This is a genomic window from Streptococcus mitis, from assembly GCF_003942695.1.
Classification (GTDB): domain Bacteria; phylum Bacillota; class Bacilli; order Lactobacillales; family Streptococcaceae; genus Streptococcus; species Streptococcus mitis_BD.
This window is the reverse complement of sequence record NZ_RJNU01000003.1, coordinates 18,556-38,052: the sequence shown is the minus strand read 5'-3', so window position 1 is coordinate 38,052 and position 19,497 is coordinate 18,556. Positions and strand designations below refer to the sequence as shown.

Sequence of the window (19,497 nt, the reverse complement as noted above, 5' to 3'; positions counted from 1 at the left end):
GAGAACCAAAGTTCCCTCTATCCTTAAATAGTAACGGAATCTCTATCCTTAATCATATAGCGTTTTAAGGGAGTTAAGCTAGCTAGCCAGTACAATAGACCACCAAAGATCGCAGTAAAGCCACTACCAGTTGTAAGCAGGAACATAGGACTCTGGATATGCTTTGTTATAGGGTTGTAAACAAATAGCACCGCAACTAACAAAGAAATGATTACACAAGATAATCCTACCAGATTAAAGCCATTTGTAAACTCATAGGCGTCATGTCCTTCAAGGAAATAGGCTGAACGCAAATCAAGTTTTCGTTTTCTTAAGATAAAATAGTCAACAACGATCATTCCGATAATGGGTCCTTGAATATAGGCAGCCAGCGAGATGAAGGAACCGAAGTATTCATCCACTCCTCCCCAGATGGTGAGTAGGCTCACGTAAATCATGGCAATCCAAACCATTAGTTTATAGCTTACTTTGGGCATCCCGCTTTTTACAATCATACAGTTCACATACGATCCTGTACCCTGAGTTCCAATATTGGCAAAGGCTACTAATAGTAAACTTAAAAGCGCAAAGGCTGGTGTGCTTAGGGTTGAAAGCATGGTTGTTGGGTCACTTTCATAGACACCTGTTTTGACAAACATAGCCAAAGCCATGACTCCACCTGTCGCAGCAAAGAATGGCGCAACAACCCCGTATGACAAGGCTGTAGCCCAATAGCCACTGCGTTCTGATTTTGCCAAACGTGGTAAGACAAATGCTTGTGTAGACCAAGAAAAGGCTACGGCCACATTTCCTTCCCCTGACATCATAAAACGTTCAATCGGTGTCAAATTTTCTTGGATGGCAGGTTGGACATTCATAATATCCCTAATCGGAACCGCAACAAAACAGATTCCAACGATGATTAGCCCAACAAATAACAAGGCAACCACCAGGAAGCGATTAGTGCCTTTAATCACCTCTGGGCCCCCAAGAGCAATCAGCGTTCCAAGGAGAACACAGAGGGTACCTAGAATCGGTGCCCATACTCCCTTGTCTAAACCAAGCCCAAAATTATTTGCCAAATGAATCATGGAGCTGGCAAAAAGATTGGCGGTAACGGCGTACCAACCAAAATTTGCCAGACTAATCACGGTTGATAGAACGGCCACCCCTTTTCTACCTAGAACGGCTCTCAACCAAATCCATAAATCAATTCCATATTTAACCGCAAACAAGATTGGGAGACATTCGATAAAAACCCAGATAATGTTGAAACTAAAAATATTAATCAACATTTGATTAAAGGTCAAATATTGAGCCACATAAGCTCCTTGGGTATAACACCAAGTTGCGATGGCAAAACCACTTGTCGATAAGAAGAGATCCCAGAAAGAATACTGACGATCCTTGTTGGTCATGGGAACGATTCCCGTTATCGTCTCCTGTTGAATGAAGTCATTCATCTTGGACATTTTATTGAATACCTCCTGTCATGGCTAGGATAATCAGAATATGATTGACTAGAATCATATCAATTACTTATGTAAAATTAACTTTCAAAAAAGAGGAAGCAAATAGATATAGATTAAGACTTTTATTTATCCTTAAATCGTAACAGAGTCCCGATCCTTGATCATATAGCGTTTTAACGGAGTTAAGCTAGCTAACCAGTACAATAAACCTCCAAAAATAGCAGTAAAGCCACTACCCGTTGTGATTAAAAAGATTGGGCTTTGAATCTGTGCTGTTACAGGGTTATAAACAAATAGTACCGCTACCAATAAGGAAATAAACACGCAAGACAATCCTACCAGATTAAAGCCATTTGTAAACTCATAGGCGTCATGTCCTTCAAGGAAATAGGCTGAGCGCAAATCAAGTTTTCGTTTTCTTAAGATAAAGTAGTCAACAACGATCATACCAATAATTGGCCCCTGAATATAGGCGGCTAGTGAGATGAAGGAACCGAAGTACTCTTCCACTCCTCCCCAGATTGTAAGTAGGCTCACGTATACCATAGCAATCCAAACCATTAGTTTATAGCTTACTTTTGGCATCCCGCTCTTAACAATCATACAATTCACATACGATCCTGTCCCCTGAGTTCCAATATTGGCAAAGGCTACTAGTAGTAGACTTAAGAGGGCAAAGGCTGGGGTGCTTAGAGTTGACAGCATGGTTGTTGGATCACTTTCATAAACACCTGTTTTGACAAACATGGCTAGAGCCATGACTCCACCTGTCGCAACGAAGAATGGAGCCACAACTCCGTATGATAAGGCTGTAGCCCAATAACCACTACGTTCTGATTTTGCTAAACGTGGTAAAACCAATGCCTGTGTAGACCAAGAAAAGGCAAAGGCAACATTTCCTTCTCCAGAGAGCATGAAGCGTTCTAATGGCGTCAAATCTCCTTGGGTAGCCGGTTGAATATTCATAATATCAGTTATAGGAACGGCGACAAAGCAGATTCCAACGATAATGAGACCGACAATCAACAGGGCGATTACCAAGAATCGATTGGTCCATTTAATCACTTCTGGCCCCCCTAGAGCAATAAGAGTTCCAAGAAGAACACAGAGTGTACCAAGAATAGGTGCCCATACTCCCTTGTCCAAACCAAGACCAAAATTATTTGCTAAATGAATCATGGAGCTAGCAAAAAGATTGGCCGCAACGGCATACCAGCCAAAGTTAGCCAAACTAATAATAGTTGATAGCAAGGCCACTCCTTTTTTTCCGAGGACAGCTCTCAACCAAATCCACAAATCAATTCCATATTTAACCGCAAACAGAATTGGGAGACATTCAATAAAGACCCAAATAATATTAAAACTAAAAATATTAATCAACATCTGATTAAAAGTCAAATATTGAGCTACATAGGCTCCTTGGGTATAACACCAAGTTGCAATGGCAAAACCACTTGTCGACAGGAAGAGATCCCAGAAAGAATACTGACGATCCTTGTTGGTCATGGGAACAATTCCCGTTATTGTCTCCTGTTGAATAAAGTCATTCATCTTAGACATTTTATTGAATACCTCCTGTCATGGCTAGGATAATCAGAATAAGGTTAATTAGAACTAAGACGATGACTATAGTAAAATCACTTTTTAGAAATGGCTGGGCAAACACATAGTTTGGTGATTCCATTTCTTCTAGCCTTCTTTTCGTTTCATTTGCTATTAATTCTTCAATTTCAGATGTCGGCTTCATCTCAATTCTCCTCCAAATATAAATCTAATGCAAGTTTTCCATACTGCTTGGTATAACGATACCAGATATAAAGAAATTCACCTACGGGTTTTCCAACGCTTTCTTGGAACAGGGCCCACAAAAACCAATAATATGAAGTTACTGATACATAGGCAAAATAGTGACGTTTGGTTTTCTTATCTGGAACCTCTTGTAGATAGATTTCAAGTACCATTTCAGCTTCTTCCACTGTATAATTTGAACACCCGATAAAGGTTCCTAAATCTCCTGCTGGATCTCCCATACCAGAATATTCCCAATCAATCAGGCTCATTTCTCCAGCTTCATTCAACAAGAAATTCGGGCTATAAGAATCTCCGTGGCAGAGAACCTTTTTCGCTTGATCTTCTTGTAAAAGCTTCTCGAGAACTGAGACATTCTGATCCAACTCTTCAAGTCCATCAAATTCAAAACGATTGCTAGCCTTTAATTTTTGTCTAAAATCATCAATTCCCTCAAATTGGTCAAAGGAATGTCCCGTTTTTTCTCCAGATTGGTGCAAGCGTCTCAAGAGTTCCATTGCTTTTGCTACATCATCCCAATTATCATAATCTAGTTGCTTGGCGTTAGGGATAAATTCTGAAATTTTCCAGCCCTCATCCTTGTTCATGGCAACAAAGGTACGGTCAATCTTCAATTTTGCAGCAATTTCCATGGAAGCCGCTTCACTAGCACGATCGATATAATTCTCCGTTCCTCTACCTGGATGACGGTAAACATATTTCTTCCCTAGGCAGTCAAATGAAAACGAAGTATTGGTTAAACCGTCCTTTAGAGGTTTAATATTGACAATATCTGAAGCTACACATCCCAATGTCTTACAGATGTTATCAATGATTTCCGAATTAGTATTCACCAAATAGTGTTCATCAAACTGACGCAACTCATCTAGTGAATCAAACTCCTTAACAATATCTGCTGAATAATGCCGAGCTTCTAAAGGAAGCTCCTTGACGTGACGACTATAATAATCTTCCCAGAGCTGTTCGCGATATGGTTCATGCTTAAATTCAGTTTCTAAAATATCTACGAACTTTTCACTAAATGCACGATCAAAATAAACATGCCCCACCATAGCCCAAGTATTCGTCCCACCAATTTGAATATCGATGATTGTGTGATTGGAGTCTTCCTTAGAGCAGTATTCGTCTGTGTCCCCTTCTGCAAATATTGTAGAATAATAACCTCTGTAAATGTATCGTTCAAACGGATTTTCCACAAAATAATTATCCGACGAACAAATGTAAGTGTTAGAAAGCTGATCTCTGACTAGCATAAGAGAAGAACAGTTGTTGTACTTGTAGTAATCATTATTCACAACGATTTTAACGCCAAACTTCTCAGCAAGATAGAACATTTTTTCTTGCAGATATCCTACAATAACTGTAATGTCCTCTATCCCAGCTTCTTGCAATTGCTTGATTTCTCTCTCAATCAAACGCTCACCTTTAACTTGAAGCAATCCTTTAGGTAGCTCATAAGACAAAGGTGCAAAGCGGCTACTCATACCTGCAGCCATGATAATGGCATTCTTCACCTGATACGGAGCCAAAGCCTCCTCACCTAAGTCAGTTAAGTGATTTTCCTCACTGATCCACTTCTCTTCTTTACATTCCTTGAGAAGATTATTTACCGTCCCCAAAGCGATATCTAGCTGTTCAGCCAATTGTCTCTGCGTAAAGTTTTCATCTTTGTGGGTCAACAAAAAACGTAAAAGTTTAAATTGTTTTTCTGATAGCATATCTTCAGCCTCTTTGTTCAATATTTTTGTTTATTTAATTATATGATGAACACGTGCTTTTGTCAAGTTAGATTCTATATTAAGAAAACGGATGCTCAAATCAGGCCCATCAAAATAGGGACCAAACGAAAAAAGAGCCCCAAATTTGGAGCTCTTCAAATTTATCTACAAAATAATCCACTGAATTAGATAATTGCTTACCCAATCTCCATCTGCAACCTAAACTAGTCTCCCGGACTAGAGGAGAATTGCTTTCGCAACTCTCATCCACCGACTAAAAAGGTCCCCCGGACTATAGAGGAATTGCTTTCGCAACTCTCATCCACCGACTAAAACAATCCACTGGATTGGATGATTACTTACGTAATCCTTATCTACCGACTAAAAAGGTCCCCCGAACTATAGGGGAATTGCTTCCGCAACTCTCATCCACCGACTAAAACAATCCACTGGATTGGATGATTGCTTACGCAATCCTTATCTGCCGACTAAAAAGGTCCCCCGAACTATAGGGGAATTGCTTCCGCAACTCTCATCCACCGACTAAAACAATCCACTGGATTTGACGATTGCTTACGTAATCTCCATCTGCAACCTAAACTAGTCTCCCAGACTATATGAAGATTGCTTATGTAATCCTTATCTACCGACTAAAAAGGTCCCCCGGACCTTTTTAGCCACCTAGATATGCTTTTCTGACTTCATCTGATGCTGCGAGTTCTTTTCCTGTTCCTGATAGGACAATCTTGCCTGTTTCAAGTACATAACCTCGTTCAGAGATAGCAAGAGCCTTGTTAGCGTTCTGTTCAATTAGGAGAACCGTTGTTCCTTGCTTCTGAATATCTTGGATGATATCAAAAATTTCTTGGATAAAGATAGGGGCAAGTCCCATTGATGGCTCGTCCAAGAGGAGAAGTTTAGGTGTAGACATGAGAGCGCGTCCCATAGCCAGCATCTGCTGTTCACCACCTGAAAGGGTCGCCGCATCTTGGTTTTTACGTTCTTCCAGACGAGGGAAACGTGAAAAGACTTTTTTCAAGTTGGCTTGATTTTCTTCACGATTTTTCTTTAAAAAGGCTCCCATTTCCAAGTTTTCCATAACAGTCAAACCCGGGAAAACATGGCGTCCCTCAGGAACTTGTGAAAGGCCACCTGCCACGATTTTTTGCGCTGGCATCTTTTGAATTTCTTTTCCCAAAAACTGAATTTTACCAGCACTTGGACGAACCAAACCTGAAAGGGTACGAAGAATGGTTGTTTTACCAGCACCATTGGCACCTATAAGGGAAACAACTTCACCTTCATTAACCTCGAAACTTACATCACGAACTGCTTGGATCATCCCGTAATGCACAGAGAGGTTTTCAACTTTTAACATAGACATTAGGCTTCACCTCCTAGATAAGCTTCGATAACGCGTTTGTTGTTCTTGATCTCATCCGGAGTCCCATGAGCAATCAACCGACCATATTCAAGAACATAGATACGCTCAGTGACTTCCATAACCAAATTCATGTCGTGTTCGATGAGCATGATGGTAATTTTAAATTCATCTTTGATACGGCGGATCAATTCTGTCAATTCAGCTGTTTCTTGTGGATTCATCCCAGCTGCAGGTTCATCCAAAAAGAGAATCTTGGGTTCGGTTGCCAGAGCACGAACGATTTCTAATCGACGTTGTTGACCATAGGCCAGATTTTTAGCAAGTGTATCTGCATCGCCATCCAAATCAAAAATCTTCAACAAGCCCAAAGCTTTGCTTTTCAATTCTTCCTCATTCTTATAGAAAGCAGGCAAGCGTAGAAAGCTCGCAAGGACATGTTGTTTATGATGGTTACTAAATGCAATCAAAACATTTTCCAAAACTGTCAGATCCTTGAACAAACGAATATTTTGGAAAGTACGACTGAGTCCAAGTGAGGCAATCTTATAAGGAGTTTTCCCATTTAGGAGGTGACCATCTAGTGTCACCGTACCTTCACTTGGTTCATAAACACCCGTCAAGAGATTGAAAAGAGTTGTTTTACCAGCCCCGTTTGGTCCAATCAGACCAACCAATTCTCCCTCGTTCAATTCAAGAGTGACATCTCCAACAGCTGTTAGACCGCCAAAATGTTTGGTTAACTGTTTAACTTCAAGTAATGCCATTAGTTTTGTCCCTCCTTCTTAGATTTTTTAAAGAAACGTGATAGACTCAATTCCCATGTCCCAAGAAGTCCACCTGGTCTGAAGATCATCACCAATACAAGAGCCAAAGCGTAGATAATCATACGTACACTAGCTACATCTTGGAGGAGCATATTTAAAATTCCTAAAACAATCGCTGAAACGATGGTACCAGTAATAGATCCAAGTCCACCAAATACAACGATAATCAATACGTTGATGGAATTAATAAAGGTGTAATCTTTTGGGACAACAGATCCGATAAAACCAGCCTGAAGTGAACCAGCAATACTTGCTGTAATGGCACCAAAGACAAAAGCGATAATCTTGATCTTTGTAGTGTTTACCCCAACGGACTCTGCAGCAATCTCATCCTCACGCACAGATAGAGTAGAGCGTCCGATTGGACTACGTAGGAAGTTGAGGGTTGCAATAGTTGTGATAATTATAAAAAGATAAACCATTTGCCAGTTGGTAAAGTTTGGAATACCTAAGATACCAGCAGCACCATTGGTCAAACTGCCACCATTAATGATAAAGATACGAATGATTTCTGAAACACCTAGTGTCGCAACAGCCAGGTAGTCACCCTTCAAACGGAGTGTCGGAATCCCAACGAGCAAAGCGACTGCACCAGAAATCAAGGCACCCAAGACCATTGCTCCAAAGAAGGCACCATAGGTTGGTGATTTTGAGCCAATAATCGCTGCTGCATAAGCCCCAATCGCCATAAAACCTGCATGACCGAGTGAGAATTGTCCTGAAAAACCAACGATTAAGTTCAAACCTACTGCAAGGATGATATTAATCCCAATTTGTTCTAAAATTTGGACATGGAATAGATTGAGAACACCAGCAGAAACCAATACGCTAATCAATCCATAACCCGCTAACAGAAGGAATAACCAGAGAATATTTACTTTAAGATTTGTCTTCATTGTTTACACCTTCTCTTTCACATTCTTGCCGAGGATACCTGCAGGACGAACAATCAGAATCAAAAGTAAGATTCCATATACGATAGCATCACGGAAATCAGACATACCAAAGGCAGTTGCAAATGTTTCCAACAAACCAATAACAAATCCCCCTAGAGCTGCACCAGGAATAATCCCGATACCACCAAGAACGGCCGCAACGAATGATTTTAGACCTGGAGTCACACCCATCAACGGTTCAAGAGAGTTGTAGTAAAGGGCAATGAGGACACCTGCCGCACCAGCAAGAGCTGAACCCAAAGCAAAGGTAAAACTGATTGTACGATTTACATTAATTCCCATCAATTGCGCCGCGTCACTATCAACTGATACCGCACGCATGGCTTTCCCCATTTTTGTTTTTTGAACAATCACTTGCAATAAAATCATCAGGAGTAAGGAAACTGCTAAAATCATTAACTGGACGTTTGTCAAGCTGATTGGCCCCAAATCATAGCGAACTGTTTGAATGGCTTGAGGAAAGGCACGAGTATTGGCACCGACCAAGTAGACCATTCCATATTCAAGTAGGAAAGACACTCCGATGGCAGTAATCAATACAGCAATACGTGTAGAGTGTCGCAAAGGACGGTAGGCAAGAAACTCAATCACAACACCAAGTAGTGCGGTTCCTACCATTGAAATAATTAAAGCTAAAAAGAAATCCATTTGGAAAGAATTAATCAAAAAGTAACCAATAAAGGCACCCATCATATAAATATCACCGTGGGCGAAGTTGATGAGTTTGATAATTCCATAAACCATGGTATAACCCAGAGCCAAAAGTGCATAAACACTGCCCAGAATTAGACCATTCACAAGTTGTTGGAGCATAGCATTCACTCTTTTCTATTGTTATTTTTTAGAAAATTTCTCAATTTTCACAAGTTCATAAACACCGAAACAGGGAGTGAGTCAAAGGCTCATTCCCTATTTCAGCCACTATTCTAATGTTATGGTTTTACAACTTCTGCTGCTTCCACTTTACCATTATTCATGGTCATCATGTAAGCAGTTTTCACTGTGTTGTGATCTGCATCAAAGCTCGTTTGACCAGTCACACCATCAAAGTCTTTGGTTTTAGCAAGGTTGTCCTTGATTTCACCTGAGTTTTTAGCACCTTTTGCAGCATTGGCTACTAGGTAAACTGAGTCATAGGCCAAAGCTGAGAATGTTGAAGGTTCTTCATTGTATTTAGCACGGTAGGCTTCAAGGAAAGCTTTAGCTTTTGCAGAAACATCAACTGTAGTTGAGAATCCTGAGATGAAGTAAATGTTTGATGCTCTTTCAGCAGTTGCTTGTTGAACAAATTCTTCACCGTTAAAGCCGTCACCACCAACGATTGGTTTATCAATTCCCATACCACGTGCTTGGTTTACGATTTTACCTGCTTCTGTATAGTAACCTGGAACAACGATAGCGTCAAACTCTTTCCCTTTCATTTTAGTAAGGGCTGCTTGGAAGTCTGTATCACCTGCTACAAACGTTTCGTCTGCAACAATTTCACCCTTGTAGGCTTCACGGAAAGATTTAGCAATACCTTTAGCATAGTCACTTGCATTGTCCGTATAAAGAACAACCTTCTTAGCGTTCAATTTGTTTGTCACATAGTTTGAAATAATCTTCCCTTGGAAGCTATCTTGGAAAGTTCCGATAAATAGATATTCTTGACCTTTGGTCAATCCATCTTGAGTCGCACTTGGTGAAATCAATGGAACTCCTGCTTGAGTAGCGTTGGCTACAGCTGCAGCAGTTGCACCAGATGTCGCAGGTCCTACGATAGCTGTAACTTTTGATTGGGTAACTAGGTTAGTTGTAACAGAGGCAGCCTCAGCAGTTTCAGATTTGTTATCTTTATCCACAACTTCGATTTGTTTTCCATCGATACCACCTGCAGCATTGATTTCATCAACAGCAAGTTGAGCACCTTTTTGTTCAGAAGTACCATAGGCAGCTACAGCACCTGTTTCTTCAAAGTTAAAACCGATTTTGATAGTCTTTTCGTCTACTGGGTTACCAGTTGTATTTGACGCTCCTGACTTGACCTCTCCACAAGCAGCGAGAAGAGCTACGCTAGCAAGAGCCACAAAAGATAGGGCAAATTTTTTCTTCATTTTTAATCTCCTTATAGTTGTTTCAAAAATAGTATGTTAAGAATATACCGAATTATCAGAAAATTGTCAACACATTTATCTCATTTTTTAAATGATAACGTTTTCCTCAGTGCGATAGAGATTGCCAACAAAGGGAGTTTCTAACTCTTGAATGTGGCAACGTCTTATTTTTTTGATAAATCTTTCCTTACCTAATCTCTCAACTAAGTCATCTAGCTCCTCAGTTGGAACATAGAGCTGCAAGTAACGATGTTTTTTGGAATGGTAACAGATATCACCGTATTCCTGAAGTTTTTTTGCATCACGATTATAGTAAAGATAGATGATTAATCCTGATCGATTTGTTTTTTCAAGCATGAGGGATCCTCTTTCTAAGAAATCTTCCCCTATTATACCAAAAAAAGCAAACTCCGTCGAGTTTGCTTTCTAGGTTGCTTAGCTCAAAGAATTGTTGGCCATGATTTCATCAATGAAGCCATATTCGAGCGTTTCTTGGGCACTCATCCAGTAATCACGTTCAGCATCTGCATGAATTTGCTCAACTGATTTACCTGAGTTAGTCGCAAGGATTTGCTCCAAAGTCTTACGAGTTTTGAGCAAGTGTTCTGCAGCGATTGCCATATCTGTTTGTTGGGTACCACCACCTGTACCACCCATTGGTTGGTGAATCATGTACTCTGCATTTGGAAGCATGAAGCGTTTGCCTTTTGCTCCACTTGATGCAATAACAGTCCCCATAGATGCAGCCATTCCCATCACGATGGTTTGGACATCTGCCTTGATAAAGTTCATGGTATCAACGATTGCCAAACCAGCTGACACAGAACCTCCAGGTGTATTGACATAAAGGTAAATATCCTTTGTACTATCTTGGGCATCCAAGAAAAGTAATTGGGCGATAACGGAGTTGGCCATGTTGTCTTCGACTGGCCCAGTTAGCATGATGATGCGGTCTTTCAGAAGACGAGAGTAAATGTCATAGGAACGTTCTCCACGGCTTGTTTGTTCAATAACTACAGGAATCATTCATTTCTCCTTTTAATGTTGAATTTTCTTAGTCATGCGACTCAATACAGAACTATTATATCTTTTTGGTCAAAAAAGGTCAAATTTTTGCTCTATACTATCGACAGAATCAAAAATTCAACCTCCTCGCGAAATTAGAAACATCCTCCAATTTCATCTTTAAGACTCTATCTGAGTCTTATTTCGTACCGAACAAGCGGTCTCCAGCATCTCCGAGACCTGGAACAATATAGCCATGTTCATTCAAGTGTTCGTCCAGAGCTGCTGTAAAGATTTCGACATCTGGGTGAGCTGCTTGAAGAGCTTTCACTCCTTCTGGAGCAGCTACTAGGCAGACAAACTTGATGTTTGATGCCCCACGTTTTTTAAGCGAGTCAACAGCCAAGATAGCTGATCCACCTGTTGCAAGCATTGGATCGACGACAAAGATTTGACGTTGGTCAATATCCTCAGGCAATTTCACCAAGTATTCAACTGGTTGAAGGGTTTCTTCATCACGGTACATACCAATATGACCAACTTTTGCTGCTGGAACCAAGCTCAAGAGTCCATCTACCATCCCGATACCTGCACGCAAGATTGGGACAATCGCCAATTTTTTACCAGCCAATTGTTTTTGAACGGTCTTTGTGATAGGTGTTTCGATTTCCACGTCTTCAAGTGGAAGATCACGAAGTACTTCATATCCCATCAACATTGCAATCTCATCTACTAGCTCACGAAAAGCTTTTGTAGAAGTGTCTGTACGACGCAAGATTGACAATTTATGCTGAATCAGTGGATGATTAATGACTTCAAGTTTTCCCATTTTCTGAATTCCTTCTTTCAATTTATTCTTCTTATTATATCAAAAAACGGTTTAAAAAGCTTTCTAAACCATTTATTTTTATTAATTTCTAAATCAAATCTGCCTCTTGAAGAGCCGTCTGAACAGTCTCTAATGGTAAATGGGTCAACTCGGTGCCTTTTTCTTGATAAAGATACTGGGCATAGTCATCCATTCGGTACTGGTTGATATAAACCACGCGCTTGCAACCAACTTGTAGCAGTTGTTTGGTACAGTTCAGACAAGGAAAATGGGTCACATAGGCTGTAAATCCTCTTGGAACCCCTCGTTCAGCTCCTTGCAAGATGGCATTGACCTCGGCGTGAAGGGTTCGGACACAGTGACCTTCAATGACCAGACATTCGTGGTCGATACAGTGCTCCATTCCTGATACAGAACCATTGTAACCCGTTGAAATGACCTTATTATCCTTAACGAGGACAGCTCCTACTTTGGCACGTTTACAGGTTGAACGATTGGCAATCAGTAAAGCCTGGGCTGCAAAGTACTCATCCCAAGCCAGTCTTTTTTCTGTCATAATTCTTCTCCTTATCCCCTATTTTTTGAAAAATGGCAAGCGTAAATCTGCAATCTTTTCAGCTGGAACCTTCATGCCATCCTTGATCCATTTGAGCAGAACCGATACGATGGCAGAACTCCAAAAGGAATGAAGGTAGCTGCTAACACCTTTTGATTTTCCGTGGTATTTTTCCAGAAATTCCTGCATAGCTTGGACAAAAATCTTTTCCAAGTGGTAGTCCAGAGCGAGTTGGATAACCTTGGCTTCTTTTTTTGCTGCGCGGAAAAGGTGAACCCAGACTAGATAAAGGTCGGTTTTGACATCGTAGTGGCTCAACTGTTCCATTATATTATGAACACTGCGTTTAAAAACACTTTCTAAAATTGCTTCTTTAGAATCATAATTGCGATAAAAGGCAGCGCGTGAGACACCCGCCCGCTTGACCAGCTCTGAAATACTAATCTTAGCCAAGTCTTTTTTCTCTAGAAGTTGCAAAAGAGCCGTCTCAATCGCTTCTCTGGTCAAGAAATTGGATTCTTGATTTGATTTTCTGAGATTTTCAAGAGATTTTTCAGATATTTTACGTTCAGACATAACAATTTCTTTCTACTTGTGACAACAGAGAGGTGGTACTTTTGTTTCAAGGGCTTTCATGATATAATTGTAAAAAAAGACAGAACCTTTGTCAATGTATAAGTGACAAAGATGGAGAATTTCTATGACTTGGAAGATTGTAACTGACTCTGGTTGTGATTATCGTCAATTGGTAACTCCCGCTATCGATACTGAATTTATCAGTGTTCCTTTAACCATTCAAGTGGCTGATCAGATCTTTATTGACGATGCCAATCTCGACATTGATCGTATGATGGAAACCATGTATGCGACTTCTGAGGCTTCAAAATCAGCTTGTCCTAGCCCTGATGATTACTTGCGTGCATTTGAAGGTGCTAAGCATATCTTTGTCGTTACCATCACAGGTACTCTTTCTGGTAGCCATAATAGTGCACAGCTCGCTAAAAATATCTACCTCGAAGGACACCCTGACACTCAGATTCATGTGATTGATAGTTTATCTGCAGGTGGGGAAGTTGACTTGATTGTCGAAAAAATCAATGACTTGATTGACCAAGGACTTTCTCATGAGGAAATTGTTGAAGCTATCACAGCTTACCAAGAAAAAACAAAATTGCTCTTTGTCCTCGCTAAGGTTGATAACTTGGTAAAAAATGGCCGTTTAAGTAAGCTTATCGGTACAGTCGTTGGTCTTCTCAACATCCGTATGGTTGGGGAAGCAAGTGAAACTGGAACCCTAGAGCTTCTTCAAAAGGCTCGTGGTGCTAAAAAGTCCCTTCAAGCAGCCTATGAGGAACTCATCAAGGCTGGCTATGCTGGTGGTCGTATCGTCATGGCTCATCGCAGTAATGAAAAATTCTGTCAGCAATTGTCAGAACGCTTGCTGGAAACATTCCCTCAAGCCAATATCAAAATCCTCCCAACATCTGGTCTCTGCAGTTTTTATGCAGAAGATGGCGGTTTGTTAATGGGATATGAAATTAACTAAGATCATCCGTAACAAGAGATGCCAAGCATCTCTTGTTTTTTGTGGTACAATAGAGCTATGAAACATTTTGATACTATTGTCATCGGTGGAGGTCCTGCTGGCATGATGGCTACGATTTCCAGTAGCTTTTATGGTCAGAAAACTCTTCTCATCGAAAAAAATCGGAAACTGGGTAAAAAATTGGCTGGTACAGGCGGCGGTCGCTGCAATGTGACCAACAATGGAACTTTAGATGACCTATTAGCTGGCATCCCTGGGAATGGGCGTTTTCTATATAGTGTCTTCTCCCAGTTTGATAATCATGATATCATCAACTTTTTTACGGAAAATGGAGTCAAACTTAAGGTCGAGGACCACGGACGCGTCTTTCCTGCTAGCGACAAGTCTCGGACCATTATTGAAGCTTTGGAGAAGAAAATCACTGAACTCGGTGGTCAAGTCGTTACTCAAACAGAAATTGTTTCGGTTAAAAAGATAGACGACCAGTTTGTCCTCAAGTCCGCAGACCAAACCTTCACTTGTGAAAAACTCATTGTCACAACTGGCGGAAAATCCTATCCTTCTACAGGCTCGACTGGTTTTGGTCATGAGATTGCCCGTCATTTTAAACATACCATTACCGAGCTTGAAGCTGCTGAAAGTCCATTGTTGACAGATTTCCCTCACAAAGCGCTTCAGGGCATTTCACTAGACGATGTGACCCTAAGCTATGGCAAGCATGTCATCACTCATGATTTGCTCTTTACCCACTTTGGTTTATCTGGCCCTGCTGCCCTACGCATGTCCAGCTTTGTCAAGGGTGGTGAGATCCTCTCACTGGATGTCTTGCCTCAACTTTCTGAGAAGGACTTAGCTGCATTTCTAGAAGAAAATCGGGAAAAATCCTTGAAAAATTCTTTAAAAACTTTACTTCCAGAACGCTTAGCAGAATTTTTGGTTCAAGGCTATCCTGAAAAAGTCAAACAACTGACTGAAAAGGAACGGGAACAACTTCTCCAGTCCATCAAAGCACTCAAAATCCCTGTGATTGGAAAAATGTCCCTTGCCAAGTCCTTTGTTACTAAAGGTGGCGTCAGTCTCAAAGAAATCAATCCTAAAACTCTGGAAAGCAAACTCGTTCCCGGCCTCCACTTTGCTGGCGAGGTACTGGATATCAATGCCCACACGGGTGGGTTTAACATCACTTCTGCCCTCTGTACCGGCTGGGTGGCAGGCTCAAATCCAATAAATACCAAATAAGAAAGGAAGTCCTTTGGAACATATTATTTTACTAAGAGGCGTTACTCCCAATGGAAAAAATGCTATCCCAAAAATGTCTTATTTGGTAAATATTTTGACAGAAGCTGGTTTTCAACACGTTCGAACCTATATTCAAAGTGGGAATATCATTCTTGAAAGTGAGTTGGACTTGGAAGAAATACGAGAACGCATTCATACTCTGATAAAGGAAAAAATTGGAGCTGACTTAAAAATGGTTATCAAGAATAAGGACGATTTTGAAAAGATTGTTCAAGAGAACCCATTTAGAGAAGACTATCTTCCTGATCGTGTGCATGTGATCCTTTATCAAGGACTTATCCAAAGTCTGCCATTAGAAAATTTGAAAGCTGACTATGGTGAGGAAGAAATTTGTGTAGGCGATCACTGTCTCTACCTCTATCTCCCTAGAACTGCAAAACGAAAAAAGCTCAATACCAACTATCTTGAAAAACTTTTTGGCGTGGATCTGACCATGAGAAAGCTAAATGTAGTAGAAAAGTTACTAACAAAATAGGAGAACAAGATGAACAGACGCGAAACAGTCGAATTTGTCAACATGTGCATGATTAAAAACGGAAACAAAGTTCTAGTTCAAGATCGAGTTAGTCCCGACTGGCCCGGCATCACTTTTCCTGGTGGTCATGTAGAGCGTGGGGAATCTTTTACCGATGCAGTTATCAGAGAAGTCAAGGAAGAAACTGGACTAACCATATCCAAACCTCAACTTTGTGGTATCAAAAACTGGTACGATGACGAGGATTACCGCTATGTCGTCCTCTTTTACAAGACAGAACACTTTACTGGTGAACTCCAGTCTTCAGACGAAGGTACTGTTTGGTGGGAAGAATATGAAAATCTTTCTCGTCTAAAACTTGCAACTGAGGATATGTCAGACATGCTGCGTGTTTTTTTAGAAGACGATTTAAGTGAATTCTTTTACTACAAAGACGGTGACGACTGGCTTTATGAGTTAAAATAAAAGAGCAGAAAAAAATGACCTGAGCTTCAAAAGTTAACTTTTGAAGCTCAGGTCATTTCTTAGTTCTTTTTAATCTGATAATAAATAAGGTCCGCAACGTAGTCTTTTCTCTCCACACCATTGGTAATGGTTTTTAGATAAGACATTCCCGCTTTTTCCATCACACGGCCTGAAGCTGGGTTGAGACTGGCATATCGTGCTCTGACCTTTTGAAAACCTGCTTGAGTAAAACAAAAGTCTAACACAGCTTTTAAGGCCTCTGTCATCATACCACGGCCCCAGTATTCCTTGCCTAGCACATAGCCAATTTCACAACTTAAATCTTCCTCGTGTATTTCAACGATGCTGATATCTCCTATCACTTGCTCAGGGTTTTCTTTGAGACAAATGGCCCATTTGTAATAGTTAGGATTGGTATAGGATGCACCCCAATTTCGAATCGAGTTTCGAGTCACCTCAACATCAGGATGAGGATCCCAGATGACATAGGTCAGATTCTCAGCAGACGAAGCCCAATTTTGAAACATGGCTTCCGCATCACTCTCCACAAATCTTCTCAAAATCAAACGGTCTGTCTGTAATATTTGCGTACCGATTGCTTTCATAATGTTACCTCGCTTTCTCAGCTTAAGGCAAGGAGCTAAAAAAGTCCACTGGACCTTCTTCGCTTTCTCATTTCTAGGCTCAGGGTAAAAACCTCCACTGGAGGTTTTTACTCCCAGAAGTCATCAAATACGGTGATTGGTAGGTGGCGTTTGTGTTGTCCTTTATGCCACCAGTTTTCAATAATCGCTTGAGCTTCTGAGCTGATTGTTTTGCCTTCTAGGTAGTCGTCAATCTCTTCATAAGTGACTCCCAAGGCTACTTCATCAGCTATCCCTGGTTTTTCTTCTTCTAGGTCTGCTGTTGGGATTTTTTCATAAAGGGCTGGGTCCGCACCAAGTTCCTTCAAGAGTTGTTTTCCTTGGCGTTTATTGAGGCGGTAAAGAGGAAGAATATCCGCACCACCGTCACCAAACTTGGTAAAAAAGCCTGTGATATTTTCCGCAGCATGATCTGTTCCAATGACCGCTCCGCTATGGGCACCCGCAAGGGCATATTGGGCAATCATACGGCTACGCGCTTTAATATTGCCCTTATTAAAGTCTGAAACAGAGCTTCCTGTCGCTTCAACTGCTACTGTCATAGCGTCAGCTGATTCCTTGATATTCACAACCAAGCTGACATCTGGCTGGATGAAAGCGAGGGCTTTTTGAGCGTCTGCTTCATCAGCTTGCACTCCGTATGGCAGGCGGACAGCGATAAATTGGTAGCTGTCATCTCCTGTCTCTGCCCGCATTTCTTCCATAGCTAATTGCGCCAAGCGCCCTGCCAAGGTTGAGTCCTGACCCCCAGAAATCCCTAGTACAAAAGTTTTAAGGAAGGGATGTTTTTTTAGGTATTTTTTTAAGAAGTCAATTGAACGACGGATTTCTTCCTGGGCATCGATTACTGGTTTGACACCCAATTGCTGGATAATGGTCTCTTGCAAACTCATTCTTCCTCTCCTTCACCAAGGGCTTCCTTGCGCATCTTATCAATCAAGTCCATCTTGTCTTGCCAAATATCACGCGCCAAGTCCACTGGATAATGTTGCGGATTGAGTACCCGTTTATACTCATCCCAAAGCTTGTCAAATTCCTTACGTGCATAGGCCTGAATCTCAGTCAAACTAGGCAAGCTATAAACTAATGTTCCTTCTTTGAAAATATCCACCAAGAGAGGAACGGCATCAAAATTACGAACGGTTTTTTTGATGTAAGTATAAGTTGGATGGAACATCTTGATTTCTGTCATGCCACTCACATCCACACCATCATAAGTAATGTAGTCACCTTCTGACTTGCCTTTTTCACGACTGGTAATGCGCCATACCTGCTTCTTACCTGGCGTAGACACTTTTTCCGCATTATTAGACAGTTTGATAGTATTGCGCATCTGACCATTTTCATCTTCGATCGCAACAATCTTATAAACTGCCCCAAGAGCTGGCTGATCATAGGCTGTAATCAGCTTGGTTCCCACACCCCAGACATCAATCTTGGCTTTTTGCATCTTGAGGTTGAGGATAGTATTTTCATCTAGGTCATTTGAAGCATAAATCTTAGCCTCTGTAAATCCAGCCTCGTCCAATTGTTGACGGACTTTCTTAGAAATGTAGGCAATATCCCCAGAGTCAATCCGCACACCCATAAAGTTAATCTGATCACCCAGTTCACGCGCCACTTGAATAGCAGCTGGCACACCGATGCGAAGCGTATCATAGGTATCTACTAAAAAGACACAGTCACGATGAGTCGCCGCATAAGCCTTGAAGGCTTCATAGTCGTTTCCATAAACCTGTACCAAGGCATGAGCATGGGTCCCCAATACTGGAATACCAAAGAGCTTCCCTGCACGCACGTTGCTGGTTCCATTAGCGCCACCAATCACGGCTGCGCGTGTTCCCCAAATAGCCGCATCCATTTCTTGCGCACGACGTGTCCCGAACTCCATCAAGGGTTCATCCTCAATGACCGAACGAATACGTGCTGCTTTGGTCGCTATCAAAGTTTGAAAGTTAACGATGTTCAAGAGAGCCGTTTCGACCAATTGACATTGGGCTAGGGGTCCTTCAACCTGCACAATCGGCTCATTAGCAAAAACCAAGTCCCCTTCCTGAGCGGAACGAACCGTCAACTCCAACTTGAAATTGCGGAGGTAATCTAAGAACGCCCCATGATAGCCAAGCGACTCCAAGTAGGCAATATCGCTATCTGAAAAGCGCAAGTCTTCAAGATACTTTACAATCCGTTCCAAACCAGCAAAAACCGCATAGCCGTTCTTAAACGGTTGCTGACGGAAATAAACCTCAAAAACCGCCTTCTTATTGTGAATTCCTTGGTCAAAGTACACCTGCATCATGTTGATCTGGTACAAGTCTGTGTGCAATGTTAAACTATCATCTGGATACATCTGTTTCCCTTCTTCCTTGTTTGTAAGCTATGAAAGCCTTTAGTCGCTTTCCTACCATCTGATAAATTAGTACTATTATAACACATTTTACCG

21 protein-coding genes are annotated in these 19,497 nt (G+C 41.2%); 4 read left to right on the top strand and 17 right to left on the bottom strand.

What is annotated here, in order from left to right; genetic code table 11:
• Positions 1 to 23: 23 nt before the first annotated feature.
• The 14 genes from D8852_RS03025 to D8852_RS02955 form a co-directional block, all read right to left on the bottom strand.
• The gene (locus D8852_RS03025) at positions 24 to 1,451 is read right to left on the bottom strand and encodes a cytosine permease (protein ID WP_125424570.1); all 1,428 of its coding nucleotides are present in this window, start codon (positions 1,449 to 1,451) and stop codon (positions 24 to 26) included.
• A 132-nt stretch (positions 1,452 to 1,583) separates the two neighbouring features.
• The gene (locus tag D8852_RS03020; protein WP_125424569.1) at positions 1,584 to 3,011 is read right to left on the bottom strand and encodes a cytosine permease; all 1,428 of its coding nucleotides are present in this window, start codon (positions 3,009 to 3,011) and stop codon (positions 1,584 to 1,586) included.
• Position 3,012: 1 nt separating this feature from the next.
• A complete protein-coding gene (locus D8852_RS03015) occupies positions 3,013 to 3,198 on the bottom strand; it encodes a hypothetical protein (RefSeq protein WP_060805305.1) in 186 nt (61 codons plus the stop codon).
• Between the two features lies 1 nt (position 3,199).
• Positions 3,200 to 4,978, bottom strand: a complete 1,779-nt coding sequence (locus D8852_RS03010) for a phosphotransferase (RefSeq protein ID WP_125424568.1) — start codon at positions 4,976 to 4,978, stop codon at positions 3,200 to 3,202.
• Between the two features lie 673 nt (positions 4,979 to 5,651).
• Positions 5,652 to 6,362 carry an ABC transporter ATP-binding protein gene (locus D8852_RS03005; RefSeq protein ID WP_125424567.1) on the bottom strand — a complete coding sequence of 237 codons (711 nt, stop codon included), beginning with the start codon at positions 6,360 to 6,362 and terminating at the stop codon, positions 5,652 to 5,654.
• A complete protein-coding gene (locus D8852_RS03000) occupies positions 6,362 to 7,126 on the bottom strand; it encodes an ABC transporter ATP-binding protein (protein ID WP_001186019.1) in 765 nt (254 codons plus the stop codon). The genes D8852_RS03005 and D8852_RS03000 overlap by 1 nt, the downstream gene beginning before the upstream one ends.
• Positions 7,126 to 8,082: a branched-chain amino acid ABC transporter permease gene (locus tag D8852_RS02995; RefSeq protein ID WP_061416431.1), complete on the bottom strand. Its 957-nt coding sequence runs from the start codon at positions 8,080 to 8,082 to the stop codon at positions 7,126 to 7,128. The genes D8852_RS03000 and D8852_RS02995 overlap by 1 nt, the downstream gene beginning before the upstream one ends.
• Positions 8,083 to 8,085: 3 nt before the next feature.
• On the bottom strand, positions 8,086 to 8,955 hold the full coding sequence (locus D8852_RS02990; RefSeq protein WP_061416428.1) for a branched-chain amino acid ABC transporter permease: 870 nt from the start codon (positions 8,953 to 8,955) through the stop codon (positions 8,086 to 8,088).
• 119 nt (positions 8,956 to 9,074) lie between these two features.
• The gene (locus tag D8852_RS02985; protein WP_000726138.1) at positions 9,075 to 10,235 is read right to left on the bottom strand and encodes an ABC transporter substrate-binding protein; all 1,161 of its coding nucleotides are present in this window, start codon (positions 10,233 to 10,235) and stop codon (positions 9,075 to 9,077) included.
• Positions 10,236 to 10,322: 87 nt separating this feature from the next.
• Complete coding sequence (locus tag D8852_RS02980; RefSeq protein ID WP_125424566.1) at positions 10,323 to 10,592, bottom strand: YlbG family protein; 270 nt, start codon at positions 10,590 to 10,592, stop codon at positions 10,323 to 10,325.
• A gap of 78 nt (positions 10,593 to 10,670) precedes the next feature.
• Complete coding sequence (clpP, locus tag D8852_RS02970; RefSeq protein ID WP_000613470.1) at positions 10,671 to 11,261, bottom strand: ATP-dependent Clp protease proteolytic subunit ClpP; 591 nt, start codon at positions 11,259 to 11,261, stop codon at positions 10,671 to 10,673.
• Positions 11,262 to 11,439: 178 nt separating this feature from the next.
• Positions 11,440 to 12,069 (bottom strand): uracil phosphoribosyltransferase, encoded by a 630-nt coding sequence (upp, locus tag D8852_RS02965; protein WP_084926127.1) that lies wholly within the window; start codon positions 12,067 to 12,069, stop codon positions 11,440 to 11,442.
• An 88-nt stretch (positions 12,070 to 12,157) separates the two neighbouring features.
• Entirely contained in the window at positions 12,158 to 12,625 is a 468-nt protein-coding gene (locus D8852_RS02960; protein WP_084926128.1) for a deoxycytidylate deaminase, read from the bottom strand.
• An 18-nt stretch (positions 12,626 to 12,643) separates the two neighbouring features.
• Positions 12,644 to 13,201, bottom strand: a complete 558-nt coding sequence (locus tag D8852_RS02955) for a TetR/AcrR family transcriptional regulator (RefSeq protein ID WP_084946898.1) — start codon at positions 13,199 to 13,201, stop codon at positions 12,644 to 12,646.
• 124 nt (positions 13,202 to 13,325) lie between these two features.
• On the opposite strand from D8852_RS02955, the gene D8852_RS02950 reads away from it, so the two are divergent.
• Genes D8852_RS02950 through D8852_RS02935 form a run of 4 tightly spaced genes read left to right on the top strand, consistent with a single transcriptional unit; the run spans position 13,326 to position 16,410 of the window.
• Entirely contained in the window at positions 13,326 to 14,171 is an 846-nt protein-coding gene (locus tag D8852_RS02950; protein ID WP_125424564.1) for a DegV family protein, read from the top strand.
• Positions 14,172 to 14,228: 57 nt separating this feature from the next.
• Positions 14,229 to 15,410: an NAD(P)/FAD-dependent oxidoreductase gene (locus D8852_RS02945; protein ID WP_125424563.1), complete on the top strand. Its 1,182-nt coding sequence runs from the start codon at positions 14,229 to 14,231 to the stop codon at positions 15,408 to 15,410.
• A 13-nt stretch (positions 15,411 to 15,423) separates the two neighbouring features.
• Complete coding sequence (locus D8852_RS02940; protein ID WP_125424562.1) at positions 15,424 to 15,945, top strand: DUF1697 domain-containing protein; 522 nt, start codon at positions 15,424 to 15,426, stop codon at positions 15,943 to 15,945.
• A 9-nt stretch (positions 15,946 to 15,954) separates the two neighbouring features.
• Positions 15,955 to 16,410, top strand: a complete 456-nt coding sequence (locus D8852_RS02935; RefSeq protein ID WP_125424561.1) for an 8-oxo-dGTP diphosphatase — start codon at positions 15,955 to 15,957, stop codon at positions 16,408 to 16,410.
• Positions 16,411 to 16,469: 59 nt separating this feature from the next.
• On the opposite strand, the gene D8852_RS02930 is transcribed toward D8852_RS02935, so the two are convergent.
• The 3 genes from D8852_RS02930 to D8852_RS02920 form a co-directional block, all read right to left on the bottom strand.
• Entirely contained in the window at positions 16,470 to 17,015 is a 546-nt protein-coding gene (locus D8852_RS02930; RefSeq protein WP_125424560.1) for a GNAT family N-acetyltransferase, read from the bottom strand.
• A 107-nt stretch (positions 17,016 to 17,122) separates the two neighbouring features.
• Positions 17,123 to 17,947, bottom strand: coding sequence for an ammonia-dependent NAD(+) synthetase (gene nadE / locus D8852_RS02925; protein ID WP_125424559.1), 825 nt, complete (start codon positions 17,945 to 17,947; stop codon positions 17,123 to 17,125).
• The gene (locus D8852_RS02920) at positions 17,944 to 19,404 is read right to left on the bottom strand and encodes a nicotinate phosphoribosyltransferase (RefSeq protein WP_125424558.1); all 1,461 of its coding nucleotides are present in this window, start codon (positions 19,402 to 19,404) and stop codon (positions 17,944 to 17,946) included. Before D8852_RS02920 ends, nadE begins: the two co-directional genes overlap by 4 nt.
• Positions 19,405 to 19,497 lie beyond the last annotated feature (93 nt).

What these genes read in the sequence shown, in the direction of transcription:
- D8852_RS03025 (WP_125424570.1), bottom strand. Translation starts at nt 1,451, where the DNA reads ATGTCCAAGATGAATGACTTCATTCAACAGGAGACGATAACGGGAATC.
- D8852_RS03020 (WP_125424569.1), bottom strand. Translation starts at nt 3,011, where the DNA reads ATGTCTAAGATGAATGACTTTATTCAACAGGAGACAATAACGGGAATT.
- D8852_RS03015 (WP_060805305.1), bottom strand. Translation starts at nt 3,198, where the DNA reads ATGAAGCCGACATCTGAAATTGAAGAATTAATAGCAAATGAAACGAAA.
- D8852_RS03010 (WP_125424568.1), bottom strand. Translation starts at nt 4,978, where the DNA reads ATGCTATCAGAAAAACAATTTAAACTTTTACGTTTTTTGTTGACCCAC.
- D8852_RS03005 (WP_125424567.1), bottom strand. Translation starts at nt 6,362, where the DNA reads ATGTCTATGTTAAAAGTTGAAAACCTCTCTGTGCATTACGGGATGATC.
- D8852_RS03000 (WP_001186019.1), bottom strand. Translation starts at nt 7,126, where the DNA reads ATGGCATTACTTGAAGTTAAACAGTTAACCAAACATTTTGGCGGTCTA.
- D8852_RS02995 (WP_061416431.1), bottom strand. Translation starts at nt 8,082, where the DNA reads ATGAAGACAAATCTTAAAGTAAATATTCTCTGGTTATTCCTTCTGTTA.
- D8852_RS02990 (WP_061416428.1), bottom strand. Translation starts at nt 8,955, where the DNA reads ATGCTCCAACAACTTGTGAATGGTCTAATTCTGGGCAGTGTTTATGCA.
- D8852_RS02985 (WP_000726138.1), bottom strand. Translation starts at nt 10,235, where the DNA reads ATGAAGAAAAAATTTGCCCTATCTTTTGTGGCTCTTGCTAGCGTAGCT.
- D8852_RS02980 (WP_125424566.1), bottom strand. Translation starts at nt 10,592, where the DNA reads ATGCTTGAAAAAACAAATCGATCAGGATTAATCATCTATCTTTACTAT.
- clpP (WP_000613470.1), bottom strand. Translation starts at nt 11,261, where the DNA reads ATGATTCCTGTAGTTATTGAACAAACAAGCCGTGGAGAACGTTCCTAT.
- upp (WP_084926127.1), bottom strand. Translation starts at nt 12,069, where the DNA reads ATGGGAAAACTTGAAGTCATTAATCATCCACTGATTCAGCATAAATTG.
- D8852_RS02960 (WP_084926128.1), bottom strand. Translation starts at nt 12,625, where the DNA reads ATGACAGAAAAAAGACTGGCTTGGGATGAGTACTTTGCAGCCCAGGCT.
- D8852_RS02955 (WP_084946898.1), bottom strand. Translation starts at nt 13,201, where the DNA reads ATGTCTGAACGTAAAATATCTGAAAAATCTCTTGAAAATCTCAGAAAA.
- D8852_RS02950 (WP_125424564.1), top strand. Translation starts at nt 13,326, where the DNA reads ATGACTTGGAAGATTGTAACTGACTCTGGTTGTGATTATCGTCAATTG.
- D8852_RS02945 (WP_125424563.1), top strand. Translation starts at nt 14,229, where the DNA reads ATGAAACATTTTGATACTATTGTCATCGGTGGAGGTCCTGCTGGCATG.
- D8852_RS02935 (WP_125424561.1), top strand. Translation starts at nt 15,955, where the DNA reads ATGAACAGACGCGAAACAGTCGAATTTGTCAACATGTGCATGATTAAA.
- D8852_RS02930 (WP_125424560.1), bottom strand. Translation starts at nt 17,015, where the DNA reads ATGAAAGCAATCGGTACGCAAATATTACAGACAGACCGTTTGATTTTG.
- nadE (WP_125424559.1), bottom strand. Translation starts at nt 17,947, where the DNA reads ATGAGTTTGCAAGAGACCATTATCCAGCAATTGGGTGTCAAACCAGTA.
- D8852_RS02920 (WP_125424558.1), bottom strand. Translation starts at nt 19,404, where the DNA reads ATGTATCCAGATGATAGTTTAACATTGCACACAGACTTGTACCAGATC.